Below are 13893 nucleotides of genomic sequence, written 5' to 3'. Positions count from 1 at the left end.
TTTCGTTCGGAGAACAGCAAATGCCATCCTAACCGCGCGCGCCGCAGTGGGCGTTGACAGGCGTCAACCTTCCCCGGCGCGTGGGCGTGTTTGCTACAATCGCCGTATGAACCAGATTAATCCCGATGAAGTGGAATTCACCGCCATCCGCGCTCAGGGACCGGGCGGGCAGAATGTGAACAAGGTGTCCAACGCCGTGCATGTGCGCTTCGACATCGCCGCGTCGTCGCTGCCCGACCATATCAAGCAACGCCTGCAGGCGTTGCGCGACAGCCGCATCACGCGCGAAGGGGTGATTGTGATGAAGGCGCAGCAGTCGCGCAGCCTGGGGGCCAACAAGCAGGACGCGCTGCGCCGCCTGCAGGAGATGGTCGACAGCGTGGCCGTGCTGCCCGCCGTGCGCCGCGCCACCAAGCCCACCATGGGATCGCAACGCCGCCGCCTCGAAGGCAAGAGCAAGGACGGCGAGCGCAAACAGCTGCGCGGCAAAGTCCTGCTGTAACCGTTGATCGTTCGGCGCTCAGGCTTTCTTTTGCAGCAGGTCGGGATTCTGTTTGAGGTAGGTATCTGCTGCTGCGGAGCCGGGATTGACCGCCAGCGTCCAGTTGCCGCCTTCGATTTCGGCGGGCCGTTCATCGAGCTGGCTGCCCAGGTTGACGCCGAAGCTATACCGCAGTTCCGGGTTGCGCAGCGAAAGCCGTTCCAGCGCCTCAAAGATGAGGCGGACGTCCAGATCATTGGAGCTGTCGGTCAGGCTCCGCTCCAGCCGCCCGACCAATTCGGCATTGACACTTCGGCCAGCTTTGCCGGCTTCTGCCTTCAGCTTTTCGAACAGCGCGAAGGGCATACGGAATTGACTGCGGTAGATATCTGACATGCCGGTATCTTGGCATTAACCGCAGAAACTGGCTAGTGACAGGAAAACTTTAAATAGTGACACTTCACCTAAATTAATACAAAAACAGGGTTGCCAGCTGGTGCGCCCCCAGCGCCAGCAAGGCGATGAAGAAGCAGCGCCGGAACACGGCCGGCTGCATGCGACCCCGCAGCCACTGGCCGAGTTGCATGCCTGCGACAGCGGGGATCAGCGCCAGCAGCGAATTGGCCGCCGCCGCCGCATGCCACTGGCCGCGCGCGGCGAGCATGGCGGCCAGCGCCAGCGTGGAGACGGTAAAGGCCATGCCCATGGCCTGGATCAGATCATCCTGGTCCAGATTGAGCGCTTGCAGATATGGCGCCACCGGCATGACGAAGACACCGGTCACGCCGGCCATCAGGCCGGTGGTGGCGCCGGCCAGCGGTCCGGCCCAGCGTTCGACGCGCGGCGCAACCTGCATGCGCCAGCCGGTCAGCCCCAGCACGCCGTAGCCCGACAGCGCCAGGCCGAGTACCGCGCCGCTCCATGAGGCAGCCGCCAATAACGGCGCGCAGCCCGTCCCCACGCAGACCGCCAGCAGCAGCCCGCGGAAACGCCGCCACAGCGGGTACAGCGCCGGCCCGGCCGAAAGCTGCCATACATTCGTAATCGACGAAGGCACAATCAGCAAGGCTGCGGCTTCCAGCGGTGACATGCGCAAAGTCAGCAGCGCCACCGCGACCGTCGGCAGGCCCATGCCGGTCACGCCCTTCACCAGGCCGGCCAGCACGAAGACCAAAATAATAAATAGCGTATCCATAACCGCCATTGTGCGCCGCCGGCACGCTGCTGAAAATCTGGCATATACTGAGGCAGACTTCGGATAATCCATAGGCTATGCGCTTCGACCTGACCGATCTTAGGCTTTTCATCCATATCGCCGATAGCGGCAGCATTACGGCTGGCGCGCAGTTGGCACATCTGGCGCTGCCCTCTGCCAGCGCCCGCGTGCGCGGCATGGAGCAAGCGCTGGACGTGCCGCTGCTGCACCGCGGCCGGCGCGGCGCCGAACCGACGGAGGCCGGACGCACGCTGCTGCAGCATGCGCGCGCCATCACGCGCCAGGTGGACGATATGCACGCCGACCTGGCGCAATTCGCTACCGGATTGAAAGGCCAGGTGCGGCTGCTGTGCAATACCTCCGCCATGACCGAATTCCTGCCGGACGCGCTGGCGGCGTTCCTGAAAACCCATCCGCAACTGAGCATCAACCTGGAAGAGCGCCTGAGTCGCGACATCGTGCAAGCGGTGGCCGACGGTGTAGCCGACATCGGCATCATCTCGGATGCGGTGGAGCACGCCGCGCTGCAGACCTTCCCGTTCCGCGACGACCCGCTGGTGCTGGCGATGGCGCGCAGCCATCCACTGGCGCACACGCTGGGCCACAAGCGCCACATGGCGTTTGCCGAGGCGCTGGACCACGACTTCATCGGCCTGGCCGGCGACAGCGCCTTTCAGCAGCAAGCCGCCGAACAAGCCGCGCGGCTGGGCCGACGGCTGCACTGCAAGATCCGCCTGCGCAGCTTTGAAGCGATGGCGCGCATGGTCGCCAGCGGCGCCGGCCTCGCCCTGCTGCCCGCAACCGCCGCCCGCCGCAGCCCGGGCCAACTGCGCATCGTCAAGCTAAGCGACGCCTGGGCCGACCGCAAGCTGCTGGTCTGCGTGCGCGACGAGGCCGCGCTGCCCGGCTACGCGCGCGTCCTGCTGAGCGCACTGGTGCTGGCATAAATTCATCTCAAATTGGCAGTCTGCGTACCCGGTTCGATTCTAAACTACCTGCATTCTTTCACCGGCCAGCCCATGTCGATCAAAACCTTTGCTGTACTCTGCTGCACCATCGCCACGGCGCACGCCGCCATGCCCCAGGGTTGCGACGACATCCCAGCAGCACCGCTGGTCGCACAGATGCGCCAGCCCGCCTTCCCGCCGGTCCAGCTGGAGATCCGCACACCGCAACCGCCGACCGCCTTCCCTATTGAAGGCCGTAACCTGCTGCTATACGAACTGCACCTGCACACGTATGCCGACCAGCCGCTGTCGGTCAAGGGCGTGGAAATCATCAGCGATCAGGGCCGGCTGCTGGCCAACGTCAGCGAAGCGCAGCTCAAGAATCGCATGCGGCAATATGGCAGCGGCGGCACGGCCGTGGTCTTCCTCTGCCTGGCGTTTGACGGCACGGCCGTGCCTCAGGCGCTGCGCAACCGCGTGCTGCTCGCCGACAGCTTTGCCGATGGTCCGCTAATCGGTACCCACACCACGCCATTGAAAGCGCTGGGACCACCATTGAGCGGTCCCGGTTGGAGCGCCGACAATGGTCCCGGCCTGGCATCGCACCACCGCACCGGCGTGTTCGTCGCCGGCGGCCTGGCCAACAACACACGCCGCTACGCGATCGACTGGAAGAAGTATCAGGACGGCCAGCCCTACAAAGGCGATCCGCGCGACGCCCACGCCCATCTCGCCTACGGCGCGGAAGTGCTGGCAGTGGCCGACGGCGCCGTGGTCGGCTTCACTCCACGTACGGCGCCCAATTGATCGGTCCCACCGGGCCTGAGTGCAGCACCGTCATGCCCGGTACGGCGGTGCGCACCTTGGCTTTCAGTTCCTTGGCCGGGCGGTCGTATGGCGGCGGTTCGCCCGGCACGAAGCTCATGGTCCGCAGCAGCACGTCGCCGGTGATCAACTCCACCGTGCAGCGCGAGCCGCGGATCAGCGCGGCCTTCTGCCGCTGCACCTGATCCACCTCGCCCTGCGCCTGCTCCTGCTGCACCTGCGCCGCCTTGATCGCCAGCGAAATCTTCGCCACCTGCCGCAGCGACGGGCCGACCGCCTCGGCCATCTTCTGGAACAGCGGCAGCTGCTCCGGCGTCAGCACCACTTCGCGCTTGCGCACGCGCGTGGCCAGCGTCAGGTAATTGCGCACTTCGGTCTGGGCGGTAATGGCGTCCATCTCCGCCTTGCGCGCATCCGCTTCGCGCGCCGCGTGCTGCACCCTGGGCTGCAACTCGGCGATCTTCTTGTCGAACTTCGTGGTGTCCGGCACCAGCGCGTACAGCAGCATCTCGTTCTGCTTGCGCGGCCCGGCGTGCACGATTTCGATCTTGCGGGCGGCGATGGCGCAACCTTCCGCCACCTTGATGACCACTTCATCGGCCATGATCTCGCAGTTACTGGCCTCGCCGATCACCACCCGGCTGCCGGAGATGATGCAGCTTTCGGCGCGCGTCAGGGCTACTTCGCCGCGCCTGGTTTGCAGCACCGCGCCGGACGCCACGCCACGCACGCGGATCGCGCCGTCGGCATTGGTGACGGTGCCGCCCATCAGGTTTTTACTCAGCAGCACATCGCCGCCGCGCGAGACGATATTCCCGAACACATCGCCGTGGATGGTGATGTTGCCGCCGTCGACCATGCGCTGTTCCTGCACGTCGCCGAACTCCTCGTACTCACCGGTCAGTTGCAAATTGCCGGTGGTGCGCGCGCTGACGCCTTCACGGCTGATGATCTTGGGTCCGATCGACAAGCGCTTGGTGCCCGGGTCCACGCTCAAAAAGCCTTCGACCGCCGACACCAGGAACTCGCCACCGCGCAGGTTTTCGATTACCGTGCCCTCGCCGGCCACGCTGGCCAGTTCGATATCCTTGGGCAGCGGCGGTTCCAGCACCAGTCCGGACAACTCATACCCGCGCACGCCCGCCGCGCGCGGCATCTTGCGCAGCAGCTTGACGTTCGGCTTCACCTGCGGGAAGCGGTTCTGGAACGATTGCAAATCCAGCCGGCCATCGCCGATGTCCTTGGGCGCATTGCTGCGGTGGATATCCTGCGACACTTCAACGATGGCAGCGTCCTTGCCCGGCAACGCGTTCAGCCGCCGCGCGACGACAATGCGCGCCAGCCGGCCGGTGGCGATGACGTCGCGCACCGCCGGCGCGTCGATGCCGAAGCGAATGCCCTTGACCCACATGTCGGCGACGAATTCGTCGAAGTTCAGGCGCGCCGGCTGCGGCGGCATATCAGGTACATCAAAAAACACCGGCTCGAAATAGTATTCGGCCTCGCCGTTGATGACCTTGACGGTCTTGTACAAGGCGCGGCGCGGCGCGTGGAATGGTTCGATGGCGTCGGCGAAGCGCAGCAGCGGCTGGCCGCGCAGGGTTTCCGGCAGGTCCGGGCCGACGTTGTACAGCATCTTGCTGAACACTGCGTAATCCAGCCCGGCAAAGTAGGCGCTGCCCATGAAGACCTGGCTGGCCGCCAGGGCGCAAGCCACGGCCGACGCATCGCCCTTGAAGAAGATGCCGTCGGCCCGCTTGACGATCGCTGTCGGGAGATCGCCTTCCGCAGTTGGTTCCAGCGCCGTAGCGTCGTCTGACACAGTCTAATCCCCAGGAAGATGTACGTCGGGCCGGCGCGCCATGGCGCGTCCCCTTCACTTTTTGATGTTAGCCCAAGATTAGCATGTTACGCCGGGCTTGCGCCAGCCGCATCAAGGCGCCGGCCGCAGGCGCGGATCCAGGTGCCAGTCCAGCGAGCCGGCACTGTCGGCAAACAGCAACTGGCCGCCGCTCGGCGTGCCGCGCAGGCGCTGCTTAAGGTCTTTGGGCGGCAGCTGCCGCAGCACCGCCGTCTCGGCAACGAACGGCATGGTGCGCACCAGCGTCTCGCCGCTGGCCATGTGCAGGCCGCAGCGGGCAATGCCGGCCGCTTCCACCTTCTGCTCGATGACCCGCGCCAGCCGCTCGCTCAGCAGCGTGTGCTGGGTCTGGCCGACTTGCAAATCCAGCTTGTGCTTCTGGATGGCCTGAATCTCTTCCGCCACCGCGGTGGCAATCTTGCGCAGGAACTGGCCCTGCTCCGGCGTCAGCACCAGTTCCTGCGTGCGCAGCTTGGCCGCCAGCGCCAGGTAGCGGCGCACGTCCGGCAGCGCCGAGATGCGCTCGATCTCCTGCTGGCTGTCGGCGTTGGCCTGGGCGAAAGCGGCCACCCGCGCTTCCAGCTCGGCGATCTCCTGGTCGAACTGCGTCACGTCCTTCACCAGGACATAGATCACCATCTCGGTGCGGCGGCGCGGCCCGGCGCTTTCCACCTCGACGTTGCGGCCTGCGATGGCGCAGCCTTCGGCCACCGCAATCAGCACGCCGTCGCCGATGATTTCGCAGTTGGAGGCTTCCTCAATCTTGACGTTCACACCCGAGATCACGCAGTTCTCGGCACGCTGGATGGTGACCGTGCCATTGACCGCATGGATCACCGAGTTGGACGCCACGCCGGCGATGTTGATATTGCCGGCCACGTTATGCACGCTGCCGCTGACCAGGTTCTTGTCCAGCACCACGGTGCCGCCGCGCGAATGGATATTGCCATAGACATTGCCGTGCACCGTGATGTCCGAGCCGGTGACGTCGCGCTGCTCCTGTACGTCGCCGTATTCCTCATATGCGCCGGCCAGTTGCAGATTGCCGGTGGTGCGGCCGCTGACGCCTTCCAGGCTGACGATTTTATCGGTGATGGAAATGCGATTGGACTTGGCGTCCACGCTCAAAAACCCCTCGCGCGTGGAGACCAGGTACTCGCCGTCCTCGAAGGTTTTGGCCTCGGTGCCCTCGCCGGCCAGAAAGCGCAGCGTCAAATCCTTGGGCGGCGCCGGCTCGGTCCTGCGGCCGGCCAGGTCGAAACCCGGCAAGCCGGGCGCCGAGGGCTCCTTCTTCAGCAGCCGCACTTCGGCCTTGATCTGCGGGAAGCGGTTCTGGAAGCTTTGCAGGTCGATGCGGCCGTCGGCGCGCGCCTTGGGGGCATCGCTGCGGTGCAGATCGGACGAGACCTCCACCACGGTGGCGTTCTTGCCGTCCTCCGGCTCCAGGTCGTTGGCGAAGGTGATGCGGTCGGCCTTGGGCGAGGCCATGGCCGCCTTCACCGCCGCCACGTCGATGCCGAAGCGGATGCCCTTGTTCCACATGTCGGCGATGAATTCGTCGATATCCAGATGCGCCGGACGCTCGGGAATCACGGTGCCGTCGGGCAGCGTAATCTCGTCCAGGAACAGCGGCTGGAAAGTGTATTCAGCGTAGGACAGGCTGATTTTGGGATTTTTGTACAGCGCCAGGCGGGCGCCGTCGAACACGCGCACGGCGTCCGCCAGGCGCAGCGCCTGCACCTCGCCAACGTCGGGGCCGATGCCATACAGCGCCCGCATCAGCGCGGGGTAATCGAGGCCGGCGAAGTAGCCGCCCGACTGGAACACGTGCTCCACCGCCGCCATCAGCGCCGGCTGGCTCATGCCCACATCGATATAAATTCCGTCTGCGCGCTTTACTAAACCAATAGGCAGGCCGGGACCGGGAGCTTCTGGCTCCGGGCCGGCGGCGAGCGCTGCGGATGCAACGTCTTGAACCACGGTCTTCCTCCAAACGGCACGCAGGCAGCCGGAAGGCGTTGCGTGTAATTAATTGATCTTACACGCAGGCCAAGGAAAAGACAGGAGAAACGCGGTTCAGAAAGCGACAAGTGTGAGGATATTGATACAAAACAATAATACGCAAATAACAAATTTAGCGTTTTATTATCTTCCCTTGACGGGCAACTAACGAAATCATCAACGACGCGGCGGCACCGCGTACAAATCCTGGCTGACTTCGTTGATCTGGCGGCGCAGGTCGCGGCGCTCGTCCGGCGTCATGCGGCCGACGCGGCGACTCATCTCGGCGTTGCGGCTGGCGTCCTGCATGGCGCGGCGCTGTTCTTCGGCGCGCGCTTCGTAGCTGCGCGGATCGAGCTGGCGCGCATCGCTGGAACGCGGCTGTTCGCCACGCGGGGCGTTCTGCTGGTGCTGCTGCGGTTGCTGCTGGTCGCGGCGTTGGCCATTGGGGCCGTCACCGTCGGCATGCGCCAGGCTGGCGCCGAGCAAACCGCACGCCAGCGCGGACGCCATAGTGAATCGAACGCAAAAAGATGCGCTAGCTGCCGCGAATTTTCTTTTGTGATCGATGAACATGACGTCCCCTGGAAAGCTGAATCTATGCCCGCAGTGTATGATGCTTTGCCTGAGGGGGTAAGGCGAATTGGGTAAAGTTTGTAACACTTTGTAATGGGTTGTCGTGCGTGTTTTCGCAGGACGAATATGACGTTACCATAGCAACATGAATAAGACAAATCTGGCAGCCAAATGACTACAACAACGACTGATTCCGGCAACACCGCCACCCATGGCCAGGGCCATGCCGCCAAGATCATGGTGGTCGACGACGACGTCCGACTGCGTGACCTGCTGCGCCGCTACCTGACCGAGCAAGGCTTCAACGTCTTCACCGCGGAAAGTGCCACCGCCATGAACAAACTGTGGCTGCGCGAGCGCTACGACCTGCTGGTGCTGGACCTGATGCTGCCCGGGGAAGACGGCCTGTCGATCTGCCGCCGCCTGCGCGGCGCCGGCGACCAGACGCCGATCATCATGCTGACCGCCAAAGGCGAAGACGTCGACCGCATCGTCGGCCTGGAAATGGGCGCCGACGACTACCTGCCCAAGCCCTTCAATCCGCGTGAACTGGTGGCCCGCATCGGCGCCGTGCTGCGCCGCCGCGGCCCGGACGAAATCCCCGGCGCGCCGTCGGAAACCCCGCAGACCTTCGAGTTCGGCCAGTTCGTGCTGGACCTGGGCACCCGCACGCTGAAGAAAAACGGCGAGACCGTGCCGCTGACCACCGGCGAATTTTCGGTACTAAAAGTATTCGCCCGCCATGCGCGCCAGCCGCTGTCGCGCGAAAAACTGATGGAACTGGCGCGCGGCCGCGAATACGAGGTGTTCGACCGCAGCCTGGACGTGCAGATCTCGCGCCTGCGCAAGCTGATCGAGCCGGATCCTTCCAGCCCGCTGTACATCCAGACCGTGTGGGGCCTGGGCTATGTGTTCATTCCGGAGGGACAGCCGCGCTAATCTGCGGACGCCTATGAAGTCGCTGCTGAAGTTCCCGTTCCCGCTCCGCCTGGCCAGCCTGAAAAGCGGCTTATTCTGGCGCACCTTCTTTTTGCTCGGCGCCCTCACCACCACCAGCATGACGGCCTGGGTGGGCATGATCAGCGTGGTGCAGCACGAGCCGCAGGTGCAGCAGATTTCCGCCCAGGTGATCTCGGTGGTCACCATCACCCACGCCGCGCTGACCCACGCCGCGCCCGAACTGCGGCGCGAGCTGCTGTTCGACCTGGTGGCCAACGAGGGCATCCGCGTGTTCACGCTGGAAGAGGACGACCAGGTGGCGCCGCCGGCCAACAACGCGCTGATGCCGGACATCGAGCAGCTGGTGCGCGCCAAGCTGGGACAGGACACCCGCTTCTCGTCCAAGGTGAACGGCGTCTCCGGCTTCTGGGTCAGCTTCAAGATCGACGACGACCAGTACTGGCTGATGCTGGAGCGCGAACGCATCCGCGGCCTGACCGGCATCCAGTGGCTGGGCTGGGCCAGCGTGGTGTCGGTGGTGTCGCTGCTGGGCGCCGCCTTCATCTCCAGCCTGATCAACCTGCCGCTGCGCCGCCTGACCCAGGCCACGCGCGACTTCGCCCAGGGCAAGCGCCCTGCGCCGCTGCCGGAAAAAGGCCCGGCCGAGATCATGGAGGCCAACCGCAGCTTCAACCAGATGGTCACCGATTTGCAGCAGGTGGAATCGGATCGCGCCGTGATCCTGGCCGGCATTTCGCACGACCTGCGCACGCCGCTGGCGCGCATGCAGCTGGAACTGGAAATGGCCAATCTGTCGACCGAGGCGCGTGAAGGCATGCAGTCCGACATCGCCCAGATGGACGCCATCATCGGCCAGTTCCTCGACTACGCCAAGCCCACCGAGGCGTCCAGCTTCGTCAACGTCGACATCAGCGAACTGCTGACCGACACCGCGCATGAAGTCTCGCGCCTGCCGGACGTGCGCATCAACACCGACATCGTGCCCGACGCCCATGCGATGGGCAACGCCACCGACATCAAGCGCGTGATCAACAACCTGATCGAAAACGCCCGCCGCTACGGCCGCACGGCGGATGCCGACTACACGGAAATCGACATCAAGTGCAGCGTCAAGGGCATGCACGCCGCCAAGCGGCTGACGATCGAGGTGCAGGACCACGGCCCAGGGGTGCCGCCCGACCAGATCGAGCAGCTGCTCAAGCCCTTCACCCGGCTCGACGCCGCGCGCGGCCAGGCCAATGGCGCCGGCCTGGGGCTGGCCATCGTCGACCGCGTGATCATGCGCCACGGCGCCGAACTGCTGGTGCGCAACCGCGAAGGCGGCGGCTTGCAGATCCAGATCGTGATGAAGGCGCTGTGATGCGGCGCCTCCTGTTTGCCGCCGCGCTGGCGCTGACCGCCAGCGCCTGGGCCGCCGCGCCGGCCGCCAGGCCGAAGGCGCCGCCCTCCGTGCAGTTGCGCGAGCCCACCGACGAGGAGCGCCGCTCGTTCGAGGAATACTATCGCCTGCAGGTGCCGGCCCGTGTCAGTGGCGGGCCGTCGCTGTTTGCGCCGGCGTTCGACATCCAGCGGCGCGGAAAGGAACCGTGGCAGGTGATCGCGCGCGTCGATTCGTCGCCGCGTCACTTCACGCCGGACCTGTGCCGGCAGGTGCGCACCAGCTACATCTACAATCCCAACGCGCCGCAGGACCAGCGCTGGACGCCGTCCGCCGCCGCGCCGGAATGGTATGTGTGGCTGGCCACGCCGAAGGTGATCTGCACCGCCGCGCAATACACCACGCGCATGGACCCGGCCGTGCATCCGGACGACGTCAAGGCGCTGATCTGGCAGCACCGCGCACTACTGGCGCGGGCGCGGCTGCTATTTGCCGGCAACTCCGGCTGCGCGCGCCAACGCGCGCTGACTTTCCGCCTGAGCGCCATCGAGCCGGCGCCGCCGTCCAACGGCGCGCCAGCCATGGTAGGCATGGTGTTCGACAGCGACCGCGACACGCAGGTGCGGGTCGCGGTGCGCAAGAGCCGCGGCGAGTACGCAGCGTGGAATGTCAGCTGTTCGGGGTCTGCTGCGCCGCCTGCCGGTTAATCGGATGATCCGGCGCTTCCAGCAATTTGGTCAGCAATAGCTCGGCCGAGCCGTAACCGTACAGCGAATCGATATCCAGCCCTTGTGTATCGTAAGGTACGGACTCCTCACGTTCCGAGCGGCTCGGATCCGCATCCGCATAGGTCACGCGCCAGGCGCGCTTGAGCGCATCGGCGCGGCGCAGGAATTGCGGCACCGGCCACATGGAAGGTTCCCACGCATCGATATCGCCCAGCACGCGCCAGTGGCCGCTGGCCAGCGCCATGTCGCCGCAACGCAGCACCTTGACGGCGTCCTGCGGGCGCAGCGTGTTCAGTTCTTCCAGCGACGGGAAGCGCGGCAGCTTGGGGCCGAACAGATAGGCCAGCATGATTTTACTGCCCGGCGACAGCCGCGCCACCAGACCCCATCCATAGCCGCCGTCCAGCAATGGCACGGCAAACCAGCTCCCCTCTTGATACGACTGCTTCATTCCAACCCCTTCCACTTCCGCCCAGCGGCGCAAGTTGGCAGTGTAGCGACGGCGTGCGAAACGTGGCGCACGAGATGTCAAATGTGAACTGGAACTGTGATACACTCGCCGCTTCGCTAGGGGTCCTGGAACATTGTTTCCGGGTGAGAGATACCCTTCGTACCTGATCTGGATAATGCCAGCGAAGGAAAGCGCAAAAGTCGGATCTCCCTCCTTTGATGGCTCTCTTCGCCGGCCCCCAGCCGAGACAAGCAGAGAGCAAATATGTCAACACCAAACTTCGCAGTGTCCGCCATCGCCTTGGCGGTTTTACAGATGACTTCCAGCGCCGTGCGCGCCGAAGATCCCGACCAGACCATGCAGGAAGTGGTGGTCAGCGCCGCCAAGACGCGCGCCACCAGCGCCAGCGTGGCCGGCTTCGCCAACGCGCCGCTGCTGGAGACGCCGGCCTCGGTCAGCGTGCTGACCGCGCAGCAGATGCTGGACCTGCAAATCCGCTCGACCACCGACGCCGCCCGCTACGACGCCAGCCTGAGCGACGCCTACAACGCGGTCGGCTACGCCGAGCAGTTCTCGATCCGCGGCTTCAAGCTGGATAACGAATCGAGCTACCGCAAGGATGGCATGGCCATCACCGGCGACACCCAGATCCCGCTGGAGAACAAGGAACGGCTGGAGGTGCTGAAAGGCCTGTCCGGCCTGCAGGCCGGCGTGTCCGCGCCGGGCGGCATCGTCAACTACGTCACCAAGCGCCCGACCGACACGCCGCTGCGCACCGTGGTGCTGGAAGAACGCGAACGCGGCAACCTGTATGGCGCGGTCGACCTGGGCGGCCGCTTCGACAACACCGACTTCGGCTACCGCATCAACGCCGCCGCCGAGCGCCTGCGTTCCTACATCAAGGGCGCCGACGGCAACCGCAAGTTCGTCTCGGCCGCCTTCGACTGGCGCATCTCGCCGCAGGCGCTGCTGCAAATCGACGCCGACTACCAGCGCAAATCCCAGGTCACCGCGCCTGGCTACCAGCTGCTGAACAACCTGACGCTGCCGAATGTGCCGGCCGACCAGCTGCTCAACGACCAGCCGTGGAGCCGGCCGGTGGAAACCACCAGCAGCAACGTCGGCGCGCGCTTCGAGTACAAGTTCTCGCCGGACTGGAACGCCACCATCAGCGCCAACCAGCATCACTTCAAGCGCGACGACTACACCGCCTTCCCTTACGGCTGCGGCGCGCAGGACCTGTATCCCGGTTTCTGCGGCAATGGCGATTACGACGTCTACAACTACATCAGCCTGGGCGAAAAGAAATCGCCGCTGACGGCGCAGGCCTTGCTGCAAGGGCGCTTTGCCACCGGCGCGATCAAGCATGACTTCACCGGCGGCGCATCGTTCTTCAAGAACAGCGAAAAATGGGGCGACTACCTGTACGACCTGTCCGGCGTCAGCAACATCTATCATCCGGTGGTGGTGGCGCCGGCGCCGGGCACCAGCGGCCCGGTCTCGGAGCGCCGCCGCGACAACGAACGCGCGCTGTTCGCGCAGGACATCGTCAGTCTGAATGAACGACTCAAGCTGCACGCCGGCGCGCGCTACGTGAAGTTGAAGCGCGACGAATACGTCGGCCTCGACGATGACGGCGCCGTGCTGCCGTACGCCCATACCGACATCGGCTTCTGGCTGCCGAATGTGGCGCTGGTGTACAACGTGCGTCCCAACGTGGCGACTTACGTCTCCTACGCGCAGGGCCTGGAACATGGCGGCGTGGCGCCGATGGGCACCGGGAACGAGCACCGCGCGCTGGAACCGGGCAAATCGAAACAGGTGGAAGTGGGCATCAAGGCCGACATCCGCCAGGACCTGAGCGCCAGCGTGGCGCTGTTCCAGATCCGCAAAGGCCTGGAATACACCGACGCGGCCAATTTCTACGTGCGCAACGGTGAAGCGCAGAACCGCGGCCTGGAAGTAGCACTAAACGGCCGCGCATCGCGCGACCTGACGGTCGGCGTATCGGCCACCGCGCTGAACACACAGCAAAGCGGCACCGGTTCGGTGGAGCTGGACGGCAAGCGCGTGACCGACGTCGCCGCGTTCAAATCATCGGTGTATGCGGATTACGCCGTGCCGCAGGTGCAGGGCCTGAAGGTCGGCGCCAACTGGCAGTACTCGGGCAAGAAAGCGTTCGACGCCGCCAACTCGGTGTTCGTGCCGAGCTACCATGTGGTCAACCTGACCGGATCGTACGCCACCCGCATCGGCAATATCGGCACCACCTTCCGCGCCGGTATCGCCAATGTGTTCGACAAGTTCTACTGGCGTGACGTGACGCCGGACCTTGGCGGCTATCTGATGCCGGGCGCCTCGCGCACCTTGCGGGTGTCGGCCACCTTCGACCTCTGATTTGTCATTCCGGTGTAGGCCGGAATCCATACGGCGCGTAAGAGCGTGCTCAGTATGGGTTCCCGCTTGCGC

The 13893-nt window shown here is 64.9% G+C and carries 13 protein-coding genes and 1 riboswitch; of the genes, 7 read left to right on the top strand and 6 right to left on the bottom strand.

The genetic code is table 11. From position 1 onward, the window contains the following. The first annotated feature begins 106 nt into the window (after nucleotides 1-106). The gene (gene arfB, locus GTP55_RS23435; protein ID WP_161047225.1) at nucleotides 107-502 is read left to right on the top strand and encodes an alternative ribosome rescue aminoacyl-tRNA hydrolase ArfB; all 396 of its coding nucleotides are present in this window, start codon (nucleotides 107-109) and stop codon (nucleotides 500-502) included. A gap of 18 nt (nucleotides 503-520) precedes the next feature. On the opposite strand, the gene GTP55_RS23430 is transcribed toward arfB, so the two are convergent. Both GTP55_RS23430 and GTP55_RS23425 read right to left on the bottom strand, forming a co-directional pair. After that, nucleotides 521-877 (bottom strand): Arc family DNA-binding protein, encoded by a 357-nt coding sequence (locus GTP55_RS23430; RefSeq protein ID WP_161047224.1) that lies wholly within the window; start codon nucleotides 875-877, stop codon nucleotides 521-523. A gap of 73 nt (nucleotides 878-950) precedes the next feature. After that, nucleotides 951-1676, bottom strand: coding sequence for a sulfite exporter TauE/SafE family protein (locus tag GTP55_RS23425; protein WP_308494747.1), 726 nt, complete (start codon nucleotides 1674-1676; stop codon nucleotides 951-953). Nucleotides 1677-1753: 77 nt separating this feature from the next. On the opposite strand from GTP55_RS23425, the gene GTP55_RS23420 reads away from it, so the two are divergent. Both GTP55_RS23420 and GTP55_RS23415 read left to right on the top strand, forming a co-directional pair. After that, on the top strand, nucleotides 1754-2644 hold the full coding sequence (locus GTP55_RS23420) for a LysR family transcriptional regulator (RefSeq protein ID WP_161047222.1): 891 nt from the start codon (nucleotides 1754-1756) through the stop codon (nucleotides 2642-2644). Between the two features lie 72 nt (nucleotides 2645-2716). After that, a complete protein-coding gene (locus GTP55_RS23415) occupies nucleotides 2717-3451 on the top strand; it encodes a hypothetical protein (RefSeq protein ID WP_161047221.1) in 735 nt (244 codons plus the stop codon). Here GTP55_RS23415 and GTP55_RS23410 read toward each other — a convergent pair. The 3 genes from GTP55_RS23410 to GTP55_RS23400 form a co-directional block, all read right to left on the bottom strand. Then, nucleotides 3426-5291, bottom strand: coding sequence for a flagellar assembly protein A (locus GTP55_RS23410; protein ID WP_371868423.1), 1866 nt, complete (start codon nucleotides 5289-5291; stop codon nucleotides 3426-3428). The two genes, GTP55_RS23415 and GTP55_RS23410, sit on opposite strands and share 26 nt — an antisense overlap. A 111-nt stretch (nucleotides 5292-5402) precedes the next feature. Next, nucleotides 5403-7193, bottom strand: a complete 1791-nt coding sequence (locus tag GTP55_RS23405; protein WP_161047220.1) for a flagellar assembly protein A — start codon at nucleotides 7191-7193, stop codon at nucleotides 5403-5405. Between the two features lie 315 nt (nucleotides 7194-7508). Further along, complete coding sequence (locus tag GTP55_RS23400; RefSeq protein ID WP_161047219.1) at nucleotides 7509-7844, bottom strand: hypothetical protein; 336 nt, start codon at nucleotides 7842-7844, stop codon at nucleotides 7509-7511. 234 nt (nucleotides 7845-8078) lie between these two features. Here GTP55_RS23400 and ompR point away from each other — a divergent pair, with 234 nt between their 5' ends. From ompR to GTP55_RS23385, 3 genes are read left to right on the top strand one after another with little or no spacing between them, the layout of a single operon-like run. Then, nucleotides 8079-8846, top strand: a complete 768-nt coding sequence (gene ompR, locus GTP55_RS23395) for an osmolarity response regulator transcription factor OmpR (RefSeq protein WP_161047218.1) — start codon at nucleotides 8079-8081, stop codon at nucleotides 8844-8846. A 13-nt stretch (nucleotides 8847-8859) separates the two neighbouring features. Continuing rightward, nucleotides 8860-10227, top strand: coding sequence for an ATP-binding protein (locus GTP55_RS23390; RefSeq protein ID WP_161047217.1), 1368 nt, complete (start codon nucleotides 8860-8862; stop codon nucleotides 10225-10227). Then, nucleotides 10227-10952 (top strand): hypothetical protein, encoded by a 726-nt coding sequence (locus GTP55_RS23385; protein ID WP_161047216.1) that lies wholly within the window; start codon nucleotides 10227-10229, stop codon nucleotides 10950-10952. Before GTP55_RS23390 ends, GTP55_RS23385 begins: the two co-directional genes overlap by 1 nt. Here GTP55_RS23385 and GTP55_RS23380 read toward each other — a convergent pair. Continuing rightward, on the bottom strand, nucleotides 10915-11424 hold the full coding sequence (locus tag GTP55_RS23380) for an Imm26 family immunity protein (RefSeq protein ID WP_161047215.1): 510 nt from the start codon (nucleotides 11422-11424) through the stop codon (nucleotides 10915-10917). The two genes, GTP55_RS23385 and GTP55_RS23380, sit on opposite strands and share 38 nt — an antisense overlap. Nucleotides 11425-11532: 108 nt before the next feature. Then, a riboswitch (TPP riboswitch) is annotated at nucleotides 11533-11631 on the top strand. Between the two features lie 57 nt (nucleotides 11632-11688). Here GTP55_RS23380 and GTP55_RS23375 point away from each other — a divergent pair. Next, nucleotides 11689-13821, top strand: a complete 2133-nt coding sequence (locus GTP55_RS23375; protein WP_161047214.1) for a TonB-dependent siderophore receptor — start codon at nucleotides 11689-11691, stop codon at nucleotides 13819-13821. The last annotated feature ends 72 nt before the right edge of the window (nucleotides 13822-13893 follow it).

The sequence above is a fragment of the Duganella margarita genome, assembly GCF_009857535.1.
GTDB lineage: Bacteria > Pseudomonadota > Gammaproteobacteria > Burkholderiales > Burkholderiaceae_D > Rugamonas > Rugamonas margarita.
The sequence above is the reverse complement of the archived record's forward strand: the minus strand, read 5'-3'. Positions and strand labels throughout refer to the sequence as shown.

What these genes read in the sequence shown, in the direction of transcription:
- arfB (WP_161047225.1), top strand. Translation starts at nt 107, where the DNA reads ATGAACCAGATTAATCCCGATGAAGTGGAATTCACCGCCATCCGCGCT.
- GTP55_RS23430 (WP_161047224.1), bottom strand. Translation starts at nt 877, where the DNA reads ATGTCAGATATCTACCGCAGTCAATTCCGTATGCCCTTCGCGCTGTTC.
- GTP55_RS23425 (WP_308494747.1), bottom strand. Translation starts at nt 1,676, where the DNA reads ATGGATACGCTATTTATTATTTTGGTCTTCGTGCTGGCCGGCCTGGTG.
- GTP55_RS23420 (WP_161047222.1), top strand. Translation starts at nt 1,754, where the DNA reads ATGCGCTTCGACCTGACCGATCTTAGGCTTTTCATCCATATCGCCGAT.
- GTP55_RS23415 (WP_161047221.1), top strand. Translation starts at nt 2,717, where the DNA reads ATGTCGATCAAAACCTTTGCTGTACTCTGCTGCACCATCGCCACGGCG.
- GTP55_RS23405 (WP_161047220.1), bottom strand. Translation starts at nt 7,193, where the DNA reads ATGAGCCAGCCGGCGCTGATGGCGGCGGTGGAGCACGTGTTCCAGTCG.
- GTP55_RS23400 (WP_161047219.1), bottom strand. Translation starts at nt 7,844, where the DNA reads ATGGCGTCCGCGCTGGCGTGCGGTTTGCTCGGCGCCAGCCTGGCGCAT.
- ompR (WP_161047218.1), top strand. Translation starts at nt 8,079, where the DNA reads ATGACTACAACAACGACTGATTCCGGCAACACCGCCACCCATGGCCAG.
- GTP55_RS23390 (WP_161047217.1), top strand. Translation starts at nt 8,860, where the DNA reads ATGAAGTCGCTGCTGAAGTTCCCGTTCCCGCTCCGCCTGGCCAGCCTG.
- GTP55_RS23385 (WP_161047216.1), top strand. Translation starts at nt 10,227, where the DNA reads ATGCGGCGCCTCCTGTTTGCCGCCGCGCTGGCGCTGACCGCCAGCGCC.
- GTP55_RS23380 (WP_161047215.1), bottom strand. Translation starts at nt 11,424, where the DNA reads ATGAAGCAGTCGTATCAAGAGGGGAGCTGGTTTGCCGTGCCATTGCTG.
- GTP55_RS23375 (WP_161047214.1), top strand. Translation starts at nt 11,689, where the DNA reads ATGTCAACACCAAACTTCGCAGTGTCCGCCATCGCCTTGGCGGTTTTA.